Genomic DNA, 24,936 nt, shown 5'->3' on the forward strand with positions numbered 1-24,936 from the left:
ATCGGACGCAGAGCGTCCAGAACTGCATGCGACGCAGAGCGCCGCACGATAGTCGAGATTATCGTTCCGCACGCTCCAGCGTGGGAATGCCGTGCGTGACGCTCTGCGTCACAGATCTGTGCCGCGCCGCAACCTCAAGACCGGACGCAGAGCGTCCAGAACTGCATGCGACGCGGAGCGCCGCACGATAGTTGGGATTATCGTTCCGCACGCTCCGCGTGGGAATGTCGTGCGTGACGCTTCGCGCCACAGATCTGCGCCGCCCCACACAGTCAAGATCGGACGCAGAGCGTCCAGAACTGCATGCGACGCAGAGCGCCGCACGATAGTCGCCGGACCAGACACCTATCGTTCCGCACGCTCCGCGTGGGAATGCCGTTCGTGACGCTCTGCGTCACACAAGCCGCTCGGCAAGCCCCTGCAGAAACACTTCCGCGAGCACCACGTTGTCATGCCGCTGATCAACCGTTGTCGAGCTGCGCAGCCCGTTCACCGAGCACTGTTCAAGCAGCACCGCTTCAGCCCGGGCAATCTGCCCTGGCGCACGGCTCTGCCCGGCCCACCAGCAATCGGCCTGTACGTTAAGCGTTTTCAGGGTAAATGCCTGGCTCAGTTGTGCGTTGGCTTCCAGTAGTTTGTAACCGGTTTCGATCTCGTCCTGCACGGCGATGTCCTGGAATATGCTGCGCAGGTTGTCGGCGTTCATGCCGGCCTCCAGCGCGACATGGTCGACCACCCAGTCAATCACCTCGCCCTCGCTGGACAGCGACTGCCGGGCGGTTTCGATAAGCCCCACAATCGACGCTTCCTGCAAGCCCGGCACAAACGCCTGCAAGCTTTTGATCAGGCTGCGGTAGTAGTTTTCGCCCTGTTTTTGCGTGGTGACTTCCGGCGCTTCTTCGACCCACTCCATCCCCACCGAGGCAGGCAACTGGGTGTCCACCAGCCCGAGAAAGCTCACCGTGTCGCCCTCACGCTCAAGTACATGCGCCACCTCGATGGCCAACGCACCGCCCATCGACCAGCCCAGCAGGTTGTAAGGCCCGTGCGATTGAGTCATACGGATTTGCTCGACGTAGTAATCGACCATTTCCTGCCACGACGTATCAAACCAGCCCGGCACCACGTAAGCCTTGTTGACCAGCCCGTAAACCGGTCGGCTGTCGCTCAATTGACCCGCCAGCGGGTAATACGAGTAGGTGCCGCCACCGCCCGGTGGCAGGCAGAACAACGGCGCATTGTCCGATCGATTGGCGTTCATGACGATGACCGCCGATTTGACCTTAGCCTCATTGGTACGCATGAAATCGGCCAGCTCACCGAGGGTCTGCATCAACAGGAAATCATGCAGTTTGATGGAGACATCAAACGTCTCGCGAATCCTGCCTGCCAGCGAAACCGCCAGCAGCGAGTGGCCGCCCAGGGCGAAGAAGTTGTCGTTGAGCCCTACCGGTTCGACCTGCAGCACCTGCTCCCACAACGCGGCAAGACGTTGCTCGAATTCCGTACGTGGCACGACGTGGCCTTGCTGTGAACGAGCCACGTCCGGTTTAGGCAGTGCCCGGCGATCCAGCTTACCGTTGGCGGTCAGCGGCATCACATCAATGAAGGCAAAGTATGTCGGCACCATGTAATCCGGCACGTGAGCCTTGAGGTGCGTTTTCAGGGTTTCGCGCAGAGCGTCCGAATCCAGACCAGCATCAGTGCGCACCAGATACGCCACCAGCTGCTTGCCGGAAGGCCCGTCAATGTCGATTACATTGGCTTCTCGCACACCGGCATGCTCATGCAGACGCGCTTCGATCTCGCCCAGCTCGATACGCAGCCCGCGAATTTTCACTTGATGGTCGATACGCCCGGCGTATTCGATAACGCCTTCGTCACGATAACGCGCCAGATCCCCGGTGCGGTAAAGACGCCCGCCCTGCTCGTCGAACGGGTCCGGCACAAAGCGTTCAGCCGTCAGCGCTGCACGGTTGTGATAACCCCGCGCCAGGCCAACGCCACCCAGATACAGCTCTGCCGCAACGCCTTGCGCGGCAGGCAGCAAGCCGTCATCCAGAATGTGGGTTTTCAGGTTATCGATGGGTCGACCAATCGGCACGCTGAGCACGTCGTCCGGGGTGCAGGTCCAGTGGGTGACGTCGATAGCCGCTTCGGTCGGGCCGTACAGGTTGAACAAACCCGCCTGCGGGAGACGCTTGAGCACCTGACCGGCGAGTTCGGCAGGCAGTGCTTCGCCGCTGCACACCACACGATGCAGGCTGTTACAGCTTTCCACCTGAGGATGAGTCAGAAACGCCTGGAGCATCGACGGGACAAAGTGCAGCGTCGTGACCTGATGTTCGCGGATGGTCTGCACCAGCCGCTCCGGATCGCGATGATCGCCCGGCAACGCCACGGCCAAACGTGCGCCGGTCATGAGCGGCCAGAAGAATTCCCACACCGACACGTCGAAGCTGAACGGGGTTTTCTGCAATACCGTATCGCTGCCATCCAGCGCGTAAGCCTTCTGCATCCAGTGCAAACGGTTGACCAGGGCGCGATGGCTATTACCCGCGCCCTTGGGCTTGCCGGTCGAGCCGGAGGTGTAAATCACATACGCCAGATTTAGCGGGTGGCTGAGGTTTTCCGGGTTGGCAGTGCTGTAACCGACCAGCCAGTCGCCGTCCTGATCCAGGCACAGACTTTGTAGCTGCGCAGAAACCGGCAGACTTTCCAGCAAGAAAGTCTGGGTCAGCAGCAAACCGATACCGCTGTCCTGCATCATGTACGCCAAACGATCTTCAGGGTAATCCGGGTCCAGCGGTACGTAAGCGCCACCGGCCTTGATGATTGCCAGCAGGCCGATGACCAGTTCCAGACTGCGCTCGACACAAATCCCCACCAGCACATCCGGGCCAACACCCGCCTCACGCAAGCGATGGGCAAGCTGATTAGCGCGGGCGTTAAGTTGCGCATAGCTCAGTTGTTCAGCCGCAAAAATCAGTGCCGGAGCGTCCGGCGTGGCCAGCACCTGCGCTTCGATCAGGCCGTGCAGGCAGTGCTCACTAGGGAAATCGGCAGCCGTGGCGTTCCAGTCGCGAACAATCTGCTGCTGTTCGTGATCATCCAACAACGCCAGCTCACCAATCGCCGCCTGCGGATCACGCACCAATGCCTGCAAAACCTGGCTCAGATGCGCCGACAACTGCGCCATGTGCTGCTCGCTGAAATGCTGGCGGGCATAGCTGAAGCGCATCGACAGGGTTTCGCCCAGATTGACCACCAGAGTCAGCGGGTAATGAGTCTGCTCCTGGGTGTGCAGGCCGCCGAACACCAGCCCCTGCGGCGCGGACTGTTGCAGCGCTTCGGACACCGGGTAGTTTTCGAACACCAGAATGTTGTCGAACAGCGCCTCGCCAGCGCTGCGTGCCCAGCGTTGAATCTCGTACAACGGTGTGTGTTCATGCTCACGCAGGGCGATGTTCTTCGCCTGCACTTGCTGAACCCAGTCCGCCACCCGCTGTTCCGGGCGCGGGCTGGCAATTACCGGCAAGGTGTTGATGAACAGCCCCAGTTGCTCCTCGACGCCCGGCAGGTCAGCCGGACGCCCGGCCACGGTTGCGCCGAAGGTCACGCTGGACTGCCCCGTGTAGCGTTGCAGCACCAGCAGCCAGGCCGATTGCACCAGCGTGTTGAGGGTGACGCGCTGCTCGCGGGCAAACTCGCTCAACTGGCGGGTGCCATCGGCATCGATCAGTTGCAGGTAATCGCCATGCCCCTGCTCGCTCCCGGACGCTTTGAAGGCCTGAACCAGCCGGGTCGGCTCGTCCAGTTCGGCAAGCTGGCCGGTCCAGAAACGTTCACTGAGCGCAGCATCCTGGCGTTGCAGCCATTCGATATAGTCGCGATAACGACTGACTTGCCTCGGCAGCGTCTGGCCGCTGTAGCGTTGCAGCACCTCGCCCAGCAGACGCGAGCTGCTCCAGCCATCCATGAGAATGTGATGGCTGGTGTAGATCAGTTGATGCGTCTGTTCGCCAGTGCGCAATACGGCCAGGCGCAGAAGTGGCCCCCGAGCCAGGTCGAAGCCCTGCTGGCGATCGGCATTCGCCCAATCGTCGATCCATTCGCCTGATTGCGCACGGGCATCCAGTTCGACAAACGGCATGCTGACATTGCGCAACACCACTTGCAGCGACTGCTCAAGATGGCTGACAAAGCCGCTGCGCAGTACTTCATGGGCATCCAGCGTGGCCTGCCAGGCGGCACGGAAACGCGGCACGTCCAGGCCACTGACCTCGACGCGCATCTGGTTGATGTAATTGCCCGCGTCCTGCTCGAACAGGGTGTGGAACAGCATGCCCTGCTGCATCGGTGCCAGCGGGTAGATGTCTTCGATCTGCGCCGCAGGGATTGGCAAACTGCTCAACTGCGACTGGCTCAGGCGTGCCAGCGGGAAGTCCGACGGAGTTACCCCAGCCGCGCCATCAGTGGTGCAATGCGCAATCAATTGTTGCAGTTCAACCGCGTATTCGTCGGCCAGCCGCTGCACGGTGTCGCGTTCAAATACCGCACCGCTGAAGGTCCAGCTCAGGCGCAATTCGCCGCCATACACCTGGCCATTGATGCTGAGCGGCGCAGCCAACGGTGCATCGGCGCTCTGCGACGCGCCGCTGCTCTCGGCCGAGGGCGTGAACAACGCGCCTTGTGCGTCGAAGCTGCCGTCGAACTGCCCGAGGTAATTGAACACGATACTGCCCAGCGGCAACGCTTGCAGGGTCTGCCGCGCCGATTCACTGCCCAGATAACGCAGGGCGCCGTAACCAATGCCCTTGTCGGGCACTGCGCGCAGCTGTTCCTTGATGGCCATGAGCGAATCAGCCAACGTGGCCTGCGGCGTGAGCCGGACCGGGTACAGGTTGCTGAACCAGCCGACCGTACGGGTGATGTCCAGCGTGTCGAAGAGGTCTTCGCGGCCATGCCCTTCCAGACGAATCAGGGCATGCGGCTGCGCGGTCCAGCGACTGACCACCCGCGCCAGCGCGGTCAGCAGCAGGTCGTTGATCTGCGTGCGATAAGCCGCCGGAGCGTCTTGCAGCAGTTGCCGGGTCTGCTCGCCATTCAGTTGCGTGACCACCGACAGCGCGTGCTTCTGTTGCTGACCGCCGTGCGGGTGATCGCAGGGCAAGGCGTCGCTGACATCCTGCAACTGCGTCTGCCAATAATCCAGTTCCTGCGTCAACGCAGGGCTTTGCGCGTAGGCCTGCAAGTGCTCGGCCCAGCTTTGCAGCGAGCTGGTTTTCGTCGCCAGCGCCAATGGCCGGCCTGCTGCGATGGCGACATACGCCTGTTGCAGGTCTTCCAGCAGCACCCGCCACGACACGCCATCCACCACCAGGTGATGGATCACCAGCAACAAACGCTGCTCGCCCTGCGGCAAGTCGATCAGCACCGCACGCAGCAACGGGCCGTTTTTCAGGTCCAGACTGCGTTGTGCTTCATCGGCCAGTTCAGGCAAGCGCTCGGCACTGTCCAGTTCGTGGGTCCAGAGCAGGTCGCGAGTGTTCAGCGCACCGAATGTGGCGTGCCATTGGCCGTCTTGCTGGGTGAAACCCAGGCGCAGCGCGTCGTGCTGTTCGATCAGCGCGGTCAGTGCAGCTTGAAGGTGGATTGCATCCAGCGTTTGCAGAGGCTTGAGCATCAGCGCCTGATTCCAGTGCTGACGCTCTGGGATATCCTGCTCAAAGAAACGTGCCTGAATCGGCAGCAGCGACAGCGAGCCACTGACCTGTTCAGCCGCCGCAGCAGGCTTTTTCTGGATCAGTTTTGCCACCGAGGCCAGCTGGCCGATGGTCTGCTTTTCGAACAACTGCTTGGGGCTGAGCTTGATGCCCTGGCGCTTGGCGCGAGCGATGATCTGCAGGCTGAGAATCGAATCGCCGCCCAGTTCGAAGAAGTTGTCGGTGCTGCCGACCTGCTCCAGTTTCAATACGTCCGCCCACACGGTGGCGAGCTTTTCCTCGATCTCGCCAACTGGCGCGGTGTAGCGCTGTTTGACCACGCCGGGTTTAGGCAAGGCGCGCTTGTCGAGCTTGCCGTTGGCGGTCACGGGCAGCCTGTCCAGCAGCATGATCTGCGCGGGCACCAGGTATTCGGGCAAGCGCGCAGCCAGTTGCTCGCGCAGGCTGTCGACACTGAGGCTCGCACCGGCCGCCGCAACGCAGTACGCCACCAGTTGCAGGCGTGTTTCGTCGCTTTCCAGCGGCTGCGCCAGCACCACGGCTTCGGCGACGTTTTCCAGGGTTTGCAGCAACTGGCCGACTTCCCCCGGCTCGACCCGGTAACCGCGGATTTTCACCTGATCATCCGCGCGCCCCAAGTACTCCAGCACGCCGTCCACCCAGCGCGCGCGGTCACCCGCACGGTAAAGGCGCTGACCCTCGGCGTGCGGGTCCGGCACGAAGCGTTCGGCGGTCATCGCCGCACGGCCCAGATAGCCCTGCGCCAAGCCTTGACCGCCCAGATACAGCTCGCCCGCCACACGCTCGGCAACCGGGTTGAGATAGGCGTCCAGCACCCGCGCTTTGCCATTGGCCAGTGGTTGACCGACCGGCACACTGCGGCAAGCGTCAACGCGCTCGGCGACTTCATGGGTGAGGATGCCGACCGTGGTTTCCGTCGGGCCGTAGTGGTTGACGATCCGGCAGCCCGGTTTGAGCGCGCGGATTTGCTCGATCAACGCCCAGGAACTGGCCTCGCCACCCAGAATCAGCAATTGGCCCGGCAGCACGTCGGTCGGGTTGGCGGCTTGCAGCAGCCCCTGCAAATGGCTGGGTACGATTTTCAGCACTTCAACCTGATGCTCGGCCATGTAACGGGCGAAGCCATCAGGGTCGAACGCTTGCTCGTGGGACAGCAGATGCAGCGGGCGCCCAGACGCCAGCGCACCAAACAGCAAGGTATGGCCCAGGTCTGCGGCGACAGTCGACACCATCGCCATGCTCGCCCCGTCATCCAGCGACAGGCGCTCAAGCACGCCCTGCACGTAGTTGGCCAGCGCGCCGTGGCTGATCACCACGCCCTTCGGCTGCCCGGTGGAGCCGGAGGTGTAGATGATGTACGCCGGTTGTTCGGCGATGACACGCACATTAAGCGTACTGCCATCCACCTCGGACCATAGCGCAGCATCGAAGGCCAGCACCGGGCACACACCCAGTTGCGCGGCCTTGTCGTCGCCGAACGCGTGAATCAACAACGCCGCGCCGCTGTCACGAACCAGTTGCTGCAAACGCTCGGCGGGCTGTGCGCTGTCCAGCGGCAGGTAAACGGCACCGAGTTTAAGCACCGCCAGCAGGCTGACCACCCATTCCACAGAGCGGTCCAGGCACAGCGCAATGGTCATGCCCGGTTTGATGTCCTGCGCATGCAGGTAGCGGGCGAACTGGTTACTGCGTTGTTCAAGTTCATCAAAGCTCAACACCTGCTGGCCAACGCGCAACGCGGTCTTGCCGCGCCCGATGTGCAGGCCCTGTTGCCACAGGCTGAGGAAGTCGTCGCAGGCAAAATCTGCGCTCTGCTCAGCGACCGGCAACGACAATGCTTGCGGCTGATCGGCAAGTCGCTGGTCGGTGTCTGCGACCAGCGCTTGCAGTACAGCGCGTAGCGCCTCGGCCATGCGCTCGATGGTCGATGGCTCGAACAGGTCGGTGGCGTAAGTGAAATAACCGCGTATGCCGCCCGGCGTGTCGGTGAAGTCGAAGGCCAGATCAAAGCGCGCATCGCTGCTGCCAATCGGAAATTCATCGACAGTCAGACCCGACACACGTTGCCCGCTGTCGTCGGCCGCCAGCACGTGCTGATTGATCTTGAACTGGAACAACGGGTTGTGGCCCAGATTACGCTCGGGTGCCAGCGCGTCCACCAGATGTTCAAAGGGCAGCTCCTGATGCGACTGGGCACCGGTCACGACCTGTTTCACCTGATCCAGCAACTGCGCAAAGCTCTGCTGCTCATCCACCTGCACACGCAGTACCTGAGTGTTGATGAAGAAGCCGATCAGGCCTTCCAGCTCGCTGCGGGTGCGCCCGGCGTTGGGCGCACCAATGCGAATGTCGGCCTGACCACTGAAACGCGACAGCACCACCGACAGTGCCGCCAGAGTCAGCATGAACAAGGTCTGGCCACTGTTACGCGCCAGGCTTTTCAGTTGCGCGGACAATTGTTCCGGCACATCGACGCGCACCGTCGCGCCACGCTGGCTCGGTTGCAGCGGACGCTGATGATCCAGCGGCAGACTCAATAGCGGATGCTCAGTGCCCAACTGCTGTTTCCAGTAATTCAACTGCCGCTCGCCCTCCCCGGCCTCCAGCCATGCGCGCTGCCAGATCGCGTAGTCGGCATATTGAATGGCCAGCGCAGGCAATTGCGCTGGCTGCCCGGAGACCTGAGCCTGATACAACTGCACAAACTCACGAATCAGCACTTCACCGGACCACCCATCGGAGACGATGTGATGCATGCACACGGTCAGGACGTGTTCGGCTTCGCCCAGCTGAAACAGCCTGACCCGCAGTAATGTACCGCTGAGCAAATCGAAGGGCTTTTGCAGCTCGGCGCGCACCTGGTTTTCGATGTCGGCTGGCGCAACCGAGGCAAACTCAAGGGCAACGGTCGCCTGCTGAAGAATCTCCTGATAGAACGCGCCGTCCTCGGAAACAAACCGGGTGCGCAGGGTTTCGTGGCGCTGCACCAGATTGTCCAGCGCTGCGCTCAATGCCTGGCGGTCCAGCGGGCCATTCAGACGCACTGCCATAGGCACGTTGTACGCGGCGTTGCCCGGTTCCATCTGCCAGAGAAACAGCATGCGCTGCTGGGCGTAGGACAGCGGGATACGCGCTACATCATGCCGGGTTACAGCGATGGGCAGCAGTTTGAAGCTCTGCCCGGTCTCGTGCATCTTGTTCAGAATCTGGCGGCGCTGTTCGACGGGCAAACCAACGAAACGCTGGGCGATACGCTCTGCTGCAGACTTGTCCATGTCAGATACCCGCCATTTCATTCATCATTTTTTCAATATCGGACAAGCCGTCCTCGGTCAGCGACAAACCGCTGCTGGCGAAAGCCTGAATAAATTCGTTCAATTGCGGTTTCTCGAAAATCAGGCGCAGCGGGATGTCGATCCCCAGGCCCGTTTGAATTCTGGAAATCAGTTGTGTGGCCAGCAGCGAATGGCCGCCCAGTTCGAAGAAATCGTCGCTCAACCCGACGCGCTCGACTTTCAGCACGTCGGCCCAGATCGCAGCCATTTGCTGCTCCTGTTCAGTCGACGGCGCGACGTACTGGCGCTGCAACTGGCTGGCGTCCGGTGCCGGCAGGGCTTTGCGATCCAGCTTGCCGTTGGCGCTCAGCGGCATGCTTGCCAGCCAGACGAAGTGGGTCGGCACCATGTAATCGGGCAGTGTTTCCTTGAGATACACCTTGAGTGCATCACGCAGGTTATCGCCGCTGTGCTCAGCCACCAGATAGGCTGCCAGCTGCTTGCCGGACGGGCCGTCAACGTCGACAACTACAGCTTCCTGAACGTTTTCGTGTTCCAGAAGGCTGGCTTCGATCTCGCCCAACTCGATACGCAGGCCGCGAATTTTCACCTGATGGTCGATACGCCCGGCGTATTCGATAACGCCTTCATCGCGATAACGCGCCAGATCTCCGGTGCGGTAAAGACGCCCGCCCTGCTCGTCGAAAGGGTCCGGCACAAAGCGTTCAGCCGTCAGCGCTGCACGGTTGTGATAACCCCGCGCCAGACCCACACCGCCCAGGTACAGCTCTGCCGCAACGCCTTGCGCGGCAGGCAGCAAGCCGTCATCCAGAATGTGGGTTTTCAGGTTATCGATGGGTCGACCAATCGGCACGCTGAGCACGTCGTCCTTGGTGCAGGTCCAATGCGTCACGTCGATAGCCGCTTCGGTCGGGCCGTACAGGTTGAACAAACCCGTCTGCGGCAGACGCTTGAGCACCTGACCGGCCAGTTCGGAAGGCAGTGCTTCGCCGCTGCAAACCACACGACGCAGGCTGTTACAGCCTTCTACCTGCGGATGAGTCAGAAACGCCTGGAGCATCGACGGGACAAAGTGCAGTGTCGTGACCTGATGTACGCGGATGGTCTGCACCAGCCGTTCAGGGTCGCGATGATCGCCCGGCAGCGCCACGGCTAAACGTGCACCGGTCATGAGCGGCCAGAAGAATTCCCAGACCGACACGTCGAAGCTGAACGGGGTTTTCTGCAATACCGTATCGCTGCCATCCAGCCCGTAGGCCTTCTGCATCCAGTGCAAACGGTTGACCAGGGCGCGATGGCTGTTGCCGGCGCCCTTGGGCTTGCCGGTCGAACCGGAGGTGTAAATTACGTATGCCAGGTTCTGCGGGTGACTGAGGTTGATCGGGTTGGCGGTGCTGTAACCGTCAAGCCAATCGCCCTCCTGATCCAGACAAAGGCTCTGCACCTGAACCGGCAGGCCCTGTAGCAGCGCACTCTGGGTCAAAAGCAAGCCAATGCCGCTGTCCTGCATCATGTAGGCCAAACGATCTTCAGGGTAATCCGGGTCCAGCGGCACATAAGCGCCACCAGCCTTGATGATCGCCAACAGGCCGATGACCAGCTCGAGGCTGCGCTCGACACAAATCCCCACCAGCACATCCGGGCCAACACCCGCTTCACGCAAGCGATGGGCAAGCTGGTTGGCGCGGGCGTTGAGTTGCGCGTAGCTCAGTTGTTCAGCCGCAAAAATCAGTGCCGGAGCGTCCGGCGTAGCCTGTACCTGGGCTTCGATCAGGCTGTGCAGGCAGTGCTCGCCAGGGAAATCGGCAGCCGTGGCGTTCCAGTCGCGAACAATCTGCTGCTGTTCGGCAGCGTCAAGCATTGGCACCTCAGCAATACGCTGACCCGCATTGGCGCAAATGGCCTGCAACAGCGCGAGCCAGTGCCCGGCCATGCGCTCGATGGTGCTGCGTTCGAACAGCGCGGTGGCATAGGTCAGGCCCGCGCTCAAACCGCCATCGTGTTCGGCGGTGTTGAGGGTCAGGTCGAACTGCGCCGGATAGCTCTCGGACGTCAGCGCTTCGACCTGCAAACCGGGCAGTGCGCGCACCTCAGCACTGGCCTGGCTCTGGTGGTTGAACATCACCTGGAACAGCGGGCTGTGGCTGAGGCTGCGTTGAGGTTGCAAGGCCTCGACCAGCTGTTCGAACGGCAGTTCCTGATGCGCTTGAGCTTGCAGGGCCGCCTGTTTGACCTGTTGCAGCAGCTCGCTGAACGTGGTGTGCAGGTCGAATTCGGCGCGCAGCACCTGGGTGTTGACGAAGAAACCGATCAGGCCTTCGGTTTCCGCGCGGGTGCGGTTGGCAATCGGCACGCCGACACGAATGTCCGACTGGCCGCTGTGGCGATGCAGCAAGGTCTGGAACGACGCCAGCAACAGCATGAACAGTGTGACGCCCTGTTGCCGCGCGACCTGTTTCAAGTCGTCGATCAACGCTGGCGCCAGCTCGACCGCCAGCCGCGCACCGGCGTGGCTTTGCACCACCGGGCGCGGATGATCGGCGGGCAATTCCAGAATAGGCTGCTGTTCGCCCAGTTGCTGCTTCCAGTAATCCAGCTGCCGCGCCTGTTCTCCGGCGTCCATCCAGTTGCGCTGCCACAGCGCGTAGTCGGCGTATTGCATGTCCAGCGCGGTCAACACCACCTCACGGCCCTGGCTGTAGCCTTCGTACAGGCGCACCAGTTCATCGACCATGATCGGCATTGACCAGCCATCGGAAACGATGTGGTGCTGGGTCAGAATCAGCACATGTTCGTCAGCAGCAAGGTTCAGCAAGCGGACGCGCAGCAGCGGGCCCTTTTCCAGATCGAACGGGCGCTGCATTTCCTGCTCCACGCAGGCTTCAAGGGGTTGACCGGCAGGCACGGACTCGACCATCAGGGTCAAGGCACGCGGCGCATGGATGATCTGCACAGCCTGTTCGCCCTGCTGGCGGAAGGTAGTGCGCAGGGTTTCGTGGCGGGCAATCAATGCGCTGAAACTGTGCTCCAGCGCGGCAATGTCCAGCGAGCCGCTCAGACGCAGGGCCGCAGGAATGGTGTAAGCAGTGCTTTCAGGATCAAGCTGCCAGAGAAACCACTGGCGCTGCTGCGCGTAAGACAAGCCCAGCGGCTGGCTGCGGTCGGCCTTGATAAAGCGTGGCGCAGCATTGCCCTGCCCGTTGCCCGCAGCCTGGGCGAAAGCTGCCAGATCACGGGCTTCGAACAGGTCGCGCAACGACAGTTCGACGTCCAGTTGCTGACGGATGCGCGAGATCACCTGAGTGGCGAGCAACGAATGCCCGCCCAGTTCAAAAAAGTTGTCGCTACGCCCGACCTGCTCAACTTTCAGCACATCGGCCCAGATCGCCGCCAGTTGTTGCTCCAGATCGCCTTGCGGGGCGATGTAGGTCGCCTGCAACTGGCTGGCATCCGGCGCGGGCAGCGCCTTGCGGTCCAGCTTGCCGTTGGCGGTCAGCGGCATCTTGTCGAGGACGATAAAATGCGTCGGCACCATGTAATCCGGCAGATGCGCACGGAGCTCGGTCTTCAGGGTTTCGCGCAGGCTTTGCTGATCCTGATCAGGCTCGGCTGGGACTAGATACGCGGCCAATCGCCCGTCCACGGCCAGCACGATCACTTCGCGCACGGTCGGGTGCGCTTGCAGCCGCGCTTCGATTTCACCCAGTTCAATGCGGAAACCACGGATCTTCACCTGATGGTCGATACGCCCGGCGTATTCGATCACTCCGGCAGCGCGATAACGGGCCAGGTCGCCGGTGCGGTACAGGCGACCGCCGTCGCTGGAGAACGGGTCCGGCACGAAGCGTTCGGCAGTCAGCGCCGCGCGATTGTGATAACCGCGCGCCAGACCGGCATGGCCGATGTGCAGTTCACCGCTGCAACCCTGGGCGACCGGGTTGAAATCAGCGTCCAGCACGTACCACGACAAATCCGGGATCGCCTCGCCAATCGGGCTGGCCGGGTTTTGCGTGTCGGCCTCGGTTATTGGCCTGTAGGTCACGTGAACCGTGGTTTCGGTAATGCCGTACATGTTGATTAGCTGCGCTGCCTGATCGCCGAAACGGTCGAACCACGGCTTCAGGCTGGCCACGTCCAGCGCTTCGCCGCCGAAGATGACTTTTTCCAGTGACATCGGCACAGGCGAATCACACGCCACACGCATCAACTGCTTGAACGCCGACGGCGTCTGGTTAAGCACCGTGACCTGCTGTTCAACCAGCAGCGCATGAAACTCTTCCGGCGAGCGGGTCACTTCGCGCGGCACGATCACCAGTCGGCCGCCATGCAGCAGCGCGCCGAAGATTTCCCACACCGAGAAGTCGAAGGCGAAGGAATGGAATAGCGTCCACACGTCCTTTTCGTTGAAAGCAAACCACTCGTTCGTGGCGGCAAACAGGCGCATCAGGTTGTGATGGGCGAGTAAGGTGCCTTTCGGCTTGCCAGTCGAGCCGGAGGTGTAGATCACGTAGGCCAGGTTGTCCGGCGAGGTCTGGTTGACCGGGTTTTCGGTGCTGTAACCGTCCAGCGAATCCGCCAGATCCAGTGTCTGAACATGTGCAGGAATCGGCAGTTGGCCCAACAAATGTGCTTGATTCAGCAACAATTCGATACCGCTGTCCTGCATCAGAAAGCTCAGGCGATCCTGCGGGTAATCCGGATCCAGCGGCACGTATGCACCACCGGCCTTGAGGATCGCCAGCATCCCTACGATCATGTCCAGACTGCGTTCAGCGGCCAGCCCCACGCGAACATCCGGGCCGACGCCCTGCTCGCGCAGTTTATGGGCCAGTTGGTTGGCGCGGCTGTTGAGCTGTTGATAGCTCAATTGCTCGCCAGCAAAAGTCAGGGCGATGGCCAACGGCGTGCGCTCGGCCTGGGTTTCGATACGTTGATGGGCGCACTGCCCGGTCGGGTAATGCTGCACGCTTTGCGTCCAGGCAGTCGGCAGGGTCAGCTCGCCGAGACGTGCCGTTGCGGATGTACTGAGGCTTTGCAGCAAGTGATCGAAATGCGCCGCCAGTTGCAGAATGCCTTCTGCACTGAAGTGTTGCCGGTCGTAACTGAAACGTACCGACAGCACGTCGTTGGCCTCGACCACCAGGGTCAGCGGGTAATGCGCTTGTTCCTGATTGCGCAGGTCGCTGAACGTCAGACCGTCCGGCGCGCGCTGCAAGGCTTCAGACACCGGGTAGTTTTCGAATACCAGTATGTTGTCGAACAGCGCCTCGCCACTGTTACGTGCCCAGCGCTGGATGTCATACAGCGGCGTGTGCTCATGCTCGCGCAGGGCAATGTTCTTCGCCTGCACCTGCTGCACCCAGTCGCCGACGGTCTGTTCCGAACGCGGGCTGGCGATCACCGGCAAGGTGTTGATGAACAGGCCCAGTTGCTCCTCGACGCCCGGCAATTCAGCCGGACGCCCGGCCACCGTGGCACCAAAGGTCACGCTGGACTGACCGGTATAGCGTTGCAGCAGCAACAGCCAGGCGGATTGCACCAGCGTATTGAGGGTCACGTGCTGCTCGCGGGCAAACTCGCTCAAGCGCCGGGTGCCGTCGGCGTCGATCAGCTGAATGTAATCGCCATAGCCCTGCTGATCGGTTGATGTTTTGAAGGCTTGCAGCAAGCGGGTCGGCTCGTCCAGTTCGGCCAGCTCTGCGGTCCAGAAGCGCTCGCTGACATCGGCGTCCTGATCCTGTAGCCACTGGATGTAATCGCGATAACGTCCCGCCTGTTTCGGCGGCGTCTCACCGCTGTAGCGTTGCAGCACTTCGCCCAGCAGCCGCGAGCTGCTCCAGCCATCCATCAAAATATGGTGACTGGTGTAGACCAGCTGCCACGCGTCGTCGCCAGTGCGCACTACCGCCAGGCGCAACAGCGGACCGTGCGCCAGATCAAAACCCTGCTGACGGTCGGCCTGCGCCCAGTCGTCGAGCCAGTTTTGCGGCTTGCCACGCGCATCCAGCTCGACAAAAGGCAGTGTGACCTGACGTTGCACGACTTGCAGTGACTGTTCGCTCTGGCTGATAAAACAACTGCGCAGCACTTCGTGGTTGTTCACCGCTGATTGCCATGCGTTATGGAAACGCGGCACATCCAGCCCGCTGATGCTCACGCGCATCTGGTTGATGTAGTTGCCCGCGCTCTCATCGAACAGCGAGTGGAACAGCATGCCCTGCTGCATCGGCGACAGCGGGTAGATGTCTTCGATCTCGCCCGCGGCAATCGGCAAGCCGTCGAGTTGCGTTTGAGTGAGGCGCGCCAGCGGGAAGTCCGACGGCGTGACGCCCTGATGCCCGACGGTGCAGTGGTCGATCAGCGTGGTCAGCGCCTGCTCGTAGCGGCGCGCCAGGGTATCGATGGTCGAGGCGTGGTACACCTCACGGCTGAAGCTCCAGTCCAGTTGCAGCTGGCCATCGAACACCTGACCATTGAGGCTCAGCCAGTTGCCCAGCGGGCCGTCTTCGCACAGCGCAGTGCCAGTTTTGTCGGCACTCGGCATGAACAACGCGCCTTGTTGTTCGTTGAAGCTGCCGTCGAACTGGCCCAGGTAATTGAACGTGACTCGTGCCTGCGGCAAGGCGGCCAATTGTTGCTTAAACGACGGCTCGCCGAGATGACGTAATACGCCGTAACCAATACCTTTGTTCGGTACGGCACGCAGTTGTTCCTTGATCCCGCACAGGCTCGCACCCGGCGCGATTTGCGGCGTGAGGCGAACCGGAAACAGGCTGCTGAACCAGCCGACGGTACGGCTGAGATCGGTGTCGTCAAACAAGTCTTCGCGGCCATGCCCTTCCAGCTGGATCAGCACCGACGGCTGCTGACTCCACTCGCACAACACTTGCGCCAGCGCGGTCAACAGCAGATCGTTAACTTGCGTGCGGTACGCGGCAGGTGCGACTTTCAGCAGTTTGTGGGTCAGGTCCTTGCTCAACCAGGATGACGCATGGGCCGCATCGCGATTGCGCATCGAACCTTCGGGCTTATCGCGCGGCAACGGTTGATCTGCGCCTTGTAAAGCGTGTAGCCAGTAATCGCGCTCGGCGGTCAGCGTTTCGCCGGTCGCATGCTGTTGCAATTGCTCGGCCCAATGCTTGAGCGACGTGGTTTTCGCTGCCAACGCCACAAGCTGGCCCTTAGTCAGGGCGACGTAAGCCTGTTGCAAGTCTTCCAGCAGCACCCGCCACGACACACCATCCACCACCAAGTGATGGATCACCAGCAACAAACGCTGCTCGCCCTGCGGCAAGTCGATCAGCACCGCACGCAGCAACGGGCCGTTTTTCAGGTCAAGACTGCGCTGCGCCTCGTCGGCCAGTTCAGGCAAGCGCTCGATGCTGTCCAGCTCATGAATCCACAGCAGGTCGCGAGTGTTCAGCGCGCCGAATGTGGCTTGCCATTGGCCGTCTTGCTGGGTGAAACCCAGACGCAGCGCGTCGTGCTGTTCGATCAGCGCGGTCAGTGCAGCTTGAAGGTGGATTGCATCCAGCGTTTGCAAAGGCTTGAGCATCAGCGCCTGATTCCAGTGCTGACGCTCGGGAATGTCCAGTTCGAAGAAGCGCGCCTGAATCGGCAGCAACGGCAGCGAACCACTGATCTGTTCGACCGGCGCAGCAGGCTTTTTCTGGATCAGTTTTGCCACCGAGGCCAACTGGCTGATGGTCTGTTTTTCGAACAACTGCTTGGGGCTGAGCTTGATGCCTTGGCGCTTGGCGCGGGCGATGATCTGCAGGCTGAGGATCGAGTCGCCGCCCAGTTCGAAGAAGTTGTCGGTGCTGCCGACTTGTTCCAGTTTCAGTACGTCAGCCCATACGGCGGCGAGCTTTTCCTCGATCTCGCCGACCGGCGCGGTGTAACGCTGTTTGACCACGCCCGGCTTGGGCAAGGCGCGCTTGTCGAGTTTGCCGTTGGCGGTCAGTGGCAGGCTGTCCAGCAGCATAATCTGTGCGGGCACCATGTAGTCGGGCAAGCGTGCAGCCAATTGCTCGCGCAGGTTGTCGACGGTCAGGCTGGCACCGGCTGCCGCGACGCAATAGGCCACCAGTTGCAGGCGCGATTCGTCTTCATCGACAGGCAATGCCAGCACGCTGGCTTGCGCAACCGACGGCAGGTTCAGCAGCACCCGCGCCACTTCGGCAGGCTCGACACGATAACCGCGCACTTTCACTTGATCGTCGGCACGGCCGATGAATTCCAGCAAGCCCTGATGATTGCGACGCATGCGGTCGCCGCTGCGATAGGCGCGTGCGCCATTCTCTGCAAACGGGTCCGGCACGAAACGCTCGGCGGTCAGCGCAGGCTGACCGATGTAGCCCAGCGCGACACTGTCGCCACCGATGTACAGCTCGCCCGCGACCTGAGTGCCAACGGGGTTCAGCACATCATCCAGCACATAAGCACTGGCCCCCGGCAATGGCGCACCGACCGGCACCTTAGTGGATAGATATAAACCTTGTGGGAGCGAGCCGGGCGACGCTTCGCTTGCTCGCGAAAGCGGTGGTAGGGCCTCAGCCTTTTGCAAGCCTGTGCTGGCCTCTTCGCGAACAAGTTCGCTCCCACAGGGAATCGTGTCCACTTTCAATTCATGGGTCAGTACGCCAACAGTGGTTTCGCTCGGGCCGTAGTGGTTGATCACCCGGCAATCCGGTTTGAGCTGACGCACCTGCTCGACCAGCGCAGGCGAACAGGCTTCGCCGCCGACGATCAGTGCATGCTGCGGCAACACATCGGCAGGCTGGCTGGCCTGCAACAGCGCGGCCAGATGACCGGGCACGATCTTCAGCACGCCAACCTGATGCTCGGCCATGTAAGCCGCAAAGGCATCCGGGTCGAAACCCAGCGCCTCGGTCAGCACATGCAGCGTGCGTCCTGAACACAGCGCGCCGAACAGCACGGTATGACCAAGGTCGGCGGCGATGGTCGAGACCAGCGCCATGCTCGCCTCGGGAGCCAGTTGCAACTGCTCCAGCAGTCCACGCACGTAAGAGGCCAGCGCGCCCTGGCTGACCAATACGCCCTTGGGCTGACCGGTGGAGCCGGAGGTATGAATAACGTAAGCCGCTGAATCGGCTGACAGCGTGATATCAGGACGACTGACCGGCAAGTCCTGCCACAGCGCAGGTGTCCAGGCCAGGCCCTCACAACCGGCAACATCCAGTGACGTCTTACGCACATCGCCTTCGGCGCACAGCAGCAGTTTGGCCTCGGCGTTGCAGAGCATCTGTTGCAGGCGCGCATCCGGGGCTTTGACGTCCAGCGGCATGTACACGCCACCGGCCTTGAAGATCGCCAGCACCGCCGTGAGCCAGTCCAGCGAACGCTCCATCAACACCGCAACCGGCTGGCCTTCGCCAATACCCATACGGATCAGATGATGGGCCAGTTGATTGGCGGCCTGATCCAGCTCCAGTGTCGTCAGGCTACGATCCAGACACCGAGCGGCCAGCGCATCAGGCTGCGTCCGCACCTGCTGGTCCCAGAGTTGCAGCACCTGAGGCGCTGCCTCGCGCACTTGGCGCGGTGGCTCGATTGCCAGTGCACCGAGGCTGAACAACGGCGCCTGCGGCGCATCGAGCAGGGTTTTGAACAGCGCAAGCATTTCGGGAATGAACCCTTCGACGGTGGCGCGTCGATACAGGTCGCTGGCGTAGGCCATGTCGCCATGAATCAGCGTGCCATCGTCGGTGATGTCCAGCGCCAGATCGAAATGCGCGCCCTGCTTGTCGAAGGCGTATTCGCTGACTTCCAGCCCGGCCAGCTTGAGCGCGGTTTTCTGTTTGAGGATTACGTTCTGGTTGAACTTGGCCTGAAACAGCGGGTTGTGGCCCAGGCTGCGCTCGGGTGCCAGTTGATCGACCAGTTGCTCAAAGGGTACGTCCTGATGCGCCTGCGCGCCGAACGAGGTGTCACGGATCTGCGCCAGCAGGTCAAGGTAGCTCAGGCGCTCGTCCACCTGGCAGCGCAAAACCTGAGTATTGATGAAGAAGCCGATCAACCCTTCGGTTTCAGCACGACCGCGGTTGGCGTTTGGCACGCCGATGCGGATATCGCGCTGCCCGGCCTTGCGCGACAGAAACAGCGAAAAACCGGCCAGCACCAGCATGAACAGGGTCATGCCCTGCGTGCGCGCAAAGGCGTTGAGCTGGCGCGACAGATCAGCGCCGAAATCAAAGCGCAGGTGCTCGCCCTGATAGCTTTGTGTCACCGGGCGCGGGAAATCCTGCGCGGCGTCCAGCAAAGGTTGTTCGTCACCCAACTGGCTGCGCCAGTAATCCAGTTGCCGCGCGCCCTCGCCCGCCTCCAGCCAGCTGCGCTGCCAGATAGCGTAGTCGGCGTATTGCAGCGGCAGCTCTGGCAGCGCTGGTTCGCGACCTTCGCAATACGCCTGATAGCAGTGCACGAACTCCTGAATCATGACGTCCATCGACCAGCCGTCGGAGACGATGTGGTGCATGCTCACCACCAGCACATGCTCGTCACTGGCAAGACGGAACAGGTGCGCACGCAGCAACGGGCCTGTGCGCAAATCAAACGGCTGGCTGGTGACGGTAATAACTCGCAACGCCAGTTCGGCATCGCGCAGTTCGACATCAGCCAGACCGGACAAATCAATGCTGTCCAGCGCCACGGTCTGATCATGCAGCAGCACTTGCTGCGCCTGATCACCGTCGGTATGGAACACGGTACGCAGCACCTCATGGCGCTCGATCAGATGATCAAAGGCGCGGCGCAATGCCGACTCGTTCAGCGGGCCTTGCAGACGCAGGCCGGTGGTCATCTTGTAGGCGTCGCTCTGCGGGTCGAGCTGCCAGAGGAACAGCAGGCGTTGCTGGGCGAACGACAGCGGAATCGCGCTGAAATCATGACGGCTGACCGGTACCGGCAACAGGCTGAAATCCTTGCCTTCCTGGCGCAAGCGGGCGAGGAACTGCTGGCGTTGTTCCAGCGGCAGGCCGACAAAACGTTTCGCGATGCGTGCAGCGGTGGTCCCGGTCATGCGCCAAATTCCTCCAGTGAGTCCATGAACTGGTCCATGTCGCTCCAGTCGTTATCCGTTGTGTTGTCGGTCAGCGCGGCCACTTCGAAGGCGAGATCGCTGAGCAGCGGTTTTTCAAACAGGGTGCGCAACGGCAGGCTGATGCCCAGTCGCGTCTTGATCCGGGCGATGACTTGCGCGGCAAGCAACGAATGGCCGCCCAGCTCGAAAAAGTGATCATCCAGACCGACCTGCTGTGCGTGCAGGACTTCTTGCCAAATAGCAGCGAGGCAGATTTCCACATCGCTGTGCGGCGCGCGATAACGCGCCTGCAACTGGCTTGAATCGGGCGCTGGCAGTGCCTTGCGGTCCAGTTTGCCGCTGGGCGTGAGTGGCAACTCCGGGAGCAGCAATAAATGCGTCGGCACCATGTAATCCGGCAGGCTGGATTGCAACTGGCTCTTGATGCCCTGGCGCAGCGCCAGTTGCTCGGCATCGCCGTTCGCCATGACCTGCGGCACCACGTAAGCGACCAGTTGCGTGCTGCCCGCCAGCTCGACAGCCAGTACCACCGCTTCGCGCACGCCTGTGCATTGCTGCAGGCGCGATTCGATTTCGCCCAGTTCAATACGGAAACCGCGGATTTTCACTTGATGGTCGACCCGTCCGATGTACTCGACAGCGCCGTCAGCGCGCAGCCTGGCGCGGTCACCGGTGCGATACAGGCGCTCACCGGGCACGAACGGATCAGCCACGAAACGCTCGGCGCTCAGGCCGGGCTGGGCGTGATAACCCCGCGCCAGGCCGGGACCGCCGATATACAACTCGCCCACTGCGCCCTGCGGCAGCAGATTCAGTTGATCGTCGAGCACGTACAGCCGTCGTCCCGCCAGCGCTTTACCAATCGGCACGCCGCGCCACGACACCTGTTCCGCAGTCAGCGCGCTGCAATCATGAATACTCGACACCACCGTGGCTTCGGTCGGCCCATAGGTGTTGAGCAGGCGCACGTGCCCGAGCCCGGCCTGCTGCCACAGGCGCAGGCCTTCGACGGCCATCGCTTCGCCGCCGACGTGAATCTGCCGCAGCACGCCGTAATGCGCGGGCGGGCTGGCGGCAAAATCCTGAACCAGTGTCAGCCAGTAGGCCGCAGGCAGGTCAGCCAGGGTTACGCCATGTTCGACGACAGCCTGATGGAAGGTGGCGCTGTCCCACAAACGCTCGTCACGCAAGACCACGGCCGCGCCGCGACACAGCGGTGGGTAGAACTGCTCGACGAAGCCGTCGAAGCTATGGGTGGCAAATTGCAGCACCCGGTCGCCTTCGCGCAGGCCGCTGTAGTTCGCGCCCAACGTTACAAATTCGGCCAGCGCGCCATGACTGATCGCCACGCCTTTTGGCCGACCGGTAGAGCCCGAGGTGTAGATCACGTAGGCCAGATTGGCCGGATCAACGGCAATGTCCGGGTTTTGCGGGCTGGCTGCCGCACTGCTCATCTGATCGATGCACAGGCACTGAATACCCGCCAGCTCAGGCAGCGTCGTCTTTTGCTGGCTGTGGGTCAGCAGCAGTTTCAGGCCGCTGTCCTGCAGCACATGACGTAGACGCTCGCTCGGCGCGCTCAGGTCCAGCGGCACATAGGCACCGCCTGCCTTGAGCACCGCCAGCAGCGCGACGGGCATGTCCAGCGAACGGCCCAGCGCCACGCCGACCAGCACGTCCGGGCCGACGCCTTGCTCACGCAGTTGCCAGGCCAGACGGTTGCTGCGCTCATTCAGTTCGGTGTAACTCAGGCTGGGCGCCTGGCCTTCACGGGCGAGGATCAATGCCGGGGCGCTCGGTGTGCGCTGCACTTGCGCTTCGAACTGGCGATGCGCGGGGGTTGTGGTGTCGGCTTTGGCTGCGCTGTCGATATCCAGCAACTGAGCGCGCTCATCGGTCGACAGCATCGACAGTTCGGCAACGGTTTGCAGCGGGTCGGCACAGACCGACGCCAGCAGGTTGCGCCAATGTGCGGCCAGACAAGCGATGGTCGCCTGGTCGAAAATATCGGTGGCGTAGGTGAAAGCGGCGTTCAGCTGCTCGCCTTCGCCGCTGGTGGCAAGCATCAGATCACTGGCCGCGGCGTGCGAACGCTGGGCAAGTGCCTGTTGCTCGGCAGGCAAATTGGCCACGCGCAGGCCGCCGCTCAATTGTTTGTCCAGCAGGTCGGCAACCACCGGCTGGTGGTTGAACATCACTTGAAACAGCGGGTTGTGGCTCTGGCTGCGCTCGGGTTGCAAGGCGTCGATGATCGCGTCGAACGGCAACTCCTGATGCGCCTGAGCACCGGTCGAGGCATTGCGCACGGTGTGCAGCAAATCGATAAAGCGCGTCTGCGCCGTCACTTCACTGCGCAGCACTTGGGTGTTGATAAAACAGCCGATCAGCCCTTCGGTTTCGCTTCGGGTGCGGTTGGCGATCAGGCCGCCGACACGAATGTCGGTCTGCCCGCTGTAGCGGTGCAGCAGGCTTTTGAAGGTTGCCAACAACACGACGAAAAGAGTCACGCCCTGACGTTGCGCGAGGTTTTTCAGGTTGCGCAGCAGCTCGGGCTCCAGCGCCAGTTCCAGGCGCGCGCCATCATGGCTGGGCAGTGCCGGGTACGGGCGGTCTGTGGGCAGCTCCAGTACCGGGTGCTCTTCGCCCAGATGGCTGCGCCAGTAATCCAGCTGACGTTCCTGTTCGCCAGCCTCCAGCCAGCTGCGTTGCCACAGCGCATAGTCGCGGTACTGCACAGGCAGCGGCTGAAAAGGCAGCGGTTTACCAGCCAGCAGCGCATCATAGCCGCGCAGCCATTCGTCGATCAGCACGTTCATCGACCAACCGTCGGTGATCATGTGGTGCAGGTTGAGCAGCAGTAGGTGTTCCTGTTCGGCGAGGCGCAATACCTGCACGGTAAACAATGGCCCGCGCTGCAGGTCGAAGGTCTGCGCCGACTGTTCGGCCATCGCCTGCCGCGCACTCGCCCAGCGCTGTTCGCAAGGCTGCTGGCTCAGGTCGATCAGACGGATGCTGACGGGTGTCGGCGGCGCAACACGCTGAAACGCCCGGTCGCCGTCCTGACCGAAGGTGGTGCGCAGACTTTCATGCCGCTCGACCAGCGCACTGAAGGCTCGCTCCAGCAACGGCAGCTCCAGCGGGCCATTCAGGCACACCGACATCGGCAGGTTGTAGGCTGCGCTGTGCGGGTCCAGTTGCCAGAGAAACCACATGCGTTGCTGGGCATAAGACAGCCCGTCACGCTCGGCCAGCCCTGCGCAGGAAGGGATCGGGAACAGCGAGAAATCCATGTTCTCCTTGCGCATGCCATCGAGAAACAGACGACGTTTTTCAAGGGGCAACTCGACAAAACGACGAGCGAGTTTCTGGGCGTGTTCGGGGTTCATGGGTCGATCCTTGCTGAATGGGGCTGACCGTCGGGCGGGGTCGTATCAACAAGAACGAATTGGCGGGGAAATATTTAGAAAGGTTTCTCAAGGCTGGTGCTCTGCATTGCATCGCACACTCAAGCGATGACGCAGAGCGTCCAGAACTGCATGCCTAAGCGGAGCATCGCACGGTAGTTAAAACCTTGTGGGAGCGAACTTGTTCGCGAAAGGGCAGGTACATTCTCCAAAAATGTACCGGCTGAACTACCGTCTTCGCGGACAAGTCCGCTCCCACAAAAGCACGATTACTTGAGTTCTGCAGGACCGGGGTATAACGCTGGCGCGGAGCGTTGGCACGGAAATCAATAAACAACTACTTATCCGAATGCCCCTGCGCCATGGCCACCACCACTTTGCGTTTGCCGGTGAACGGTGCACGGGAGTGGGCGGTGAGCATGTTGTCGAGCATCAGTACGTCGTTTTCCAGCCATGGAAAGCTGACGGTGCAGTCGTCGAGCACGCCACGAATCTCGTCCAGCAGGCTTTCTTCGAGGGGTGAGCCGTCGCCGTAGTAAACATTGCGCGGCAGGTCTTCTTCATCCACGACATCCAGCAGGGTTTCGCGCACTTCCGGTTGCAGGTTGGAGATGTGAAACAGGTGCGCCTGATTGAACCAGACGGTATCGCCGGTCACTGGATGGCGGGACACGGCCTGGCAGATCTGCCGGGTGCGCAGTTCGCCGTCGTCTTTCCATTCGCACTCGATGTTGTGCGCCCGGCAGTAGGCTTCGACCACGGACTCATCTTCGGTATTGAATACCTGACTCCATTCCACATCGAGCCCGTTGCCGTAGTTACGCACGTACATCAGCTTCTTTTCGATGAAGCGATCACGAATACGCGCCGGAATGCGCCGGTAGATCTCACGGCTGTCGGCAATCGGCGTTTCGCCACCGGTCTGCGCCGCGATCATGCTGTAGAACCAGATCTTCATCGGCCAGTCCAGCGTGTAGGCCTGCTCGTTGTGCAACGGGATGCTCTGATGCGCCGGGTATTCGGTGGAGGTATACACACCCTTGGTCACGTTACTGCGCGGCGTGGAGCCAAACTCGTAGTTGAGCAGCGGATCGCCGAAACCGGCAGCGAACTCACGAAACGCTTCCGCACCGCCGACGTCGAAGCCGCGAAACAGAATGCCGCCCGCGCTGTACAGGTGCGCGGCCACCAGTGGCTTGAGTTCGCCCAGCGCTTCCATCAAGTCCAGACCGGGTTCGGGTGCCTGTACCAGCATGGGCAAGCTGCCCGCCCCTGCAAGCAGCGGCCGGATATCCAAACTCAACGCATGACTCATGATGTCTCTCCCTTGATGGCAAAAGCGCCCGAGCCCCTGCGGCCTGGCGCAACACCAATGTCCAGATTGAACGTACTTCGCCACGAGAAAATTAGCCGTCCAAGCCCTTTTC

At 61.6% G+C, this 24,936-nt stretch carries 4 protein-coding genes; all 4 read right to left on the reverse strand.

The annotated features are described in order from the left end of the window. Positions 1-394 precede the first annotated feature (394 nt). Positions 395-9,022 (reverse strand): non-ribosomal peptide synthetase, encoded by an 8,628-nt coding sequence (locus RYB66_RS03235; RefSeq protein WP_316893785.1) that lies wholly within the window; start codon positions 9,020-9,022, stop codon positions 395-397. A 1-nt stretch (position 9,023) separates the two neighbouring features. Beyond that, a complete protein-coding gene (locus tag RYB66_RS03240) occupies positions 9,024-20,084 on the reverse strand; it encodes a non-ribosomal peptide synthetase (RefSeq protein WP_316893787.1) in 11,061 nt (3,686 codons plus the stop codon). After that, positions 20,081-23,491, reverse strand: a complete 3,411-nt coding sequence (locus RYB66_RS03245) for an amino acid adenylation domain-containing protein (protein ID WP_316893788.1) — start codon at positions 23,489-23,491, stop codon at positions 20,081-20,083. The genes RYB66_RS03240 and RYB66_RS03245 overlap by 4 nt, the downstream gene beginning before the upstream one ends. Positions 23,492-23,846: 355 nt before the next feature. Then, a complete protein-coding gene (locus tag RYB66_RS03250; RefSeq protein ID WP_005746825.1) occupies positions 23,847-24,824 on the reverse strand; it encodes a TauD/TfdA family dioxygenase in 978 nt (325 codons plus the stop codon). Between the last annotated feature and the right edge of the window lie 112 nt (positions 24,825-24,936).

It is taken from the genome of Pseudomonas syringae group sp. 243L2 (genome assembly GCF_032587875.1).
In the GTDB taxonomy this organism is placed as follows: Bacteria; Pseudomonadota; Gammaproteobacteria; order Pseudomonadales; family Pseudomonadaceae; genus Aquipseudomonas; species Aquipseudomonas amygdali.

Coding starts and splice junctions, on each gene's coding strand:
- RYB66_RS03235 (WP_316893785.1), bottom strand. CDS start 9,022: ATGGACAAGTCTGCAGCAGAGCGTATCGCCCAGCGTTTCGTTGGTTTG.
- RYB66_RS03240 (WP_316893787.1), bottom strand. CDS start 20,084: ATGACCGGGACCACCGCTGCACGCATCGCGAAACGTTTTGTCGGCCTG.
- RYB66_RS03245 (WP_316893788.1), bottom strand. CDS start 23,491: ATGAACCCCGAACACGCCCAGAAACTCGCTCGTCGTTTTGTCGAGTTG.
- RYB66_RS03250 (WP_005746825.1), bottom strand. CDS start 24,824: ATGAGTCATGCGTTGAGTTTGGATATCCGGCCGCTGCTTGCAGGGGCG.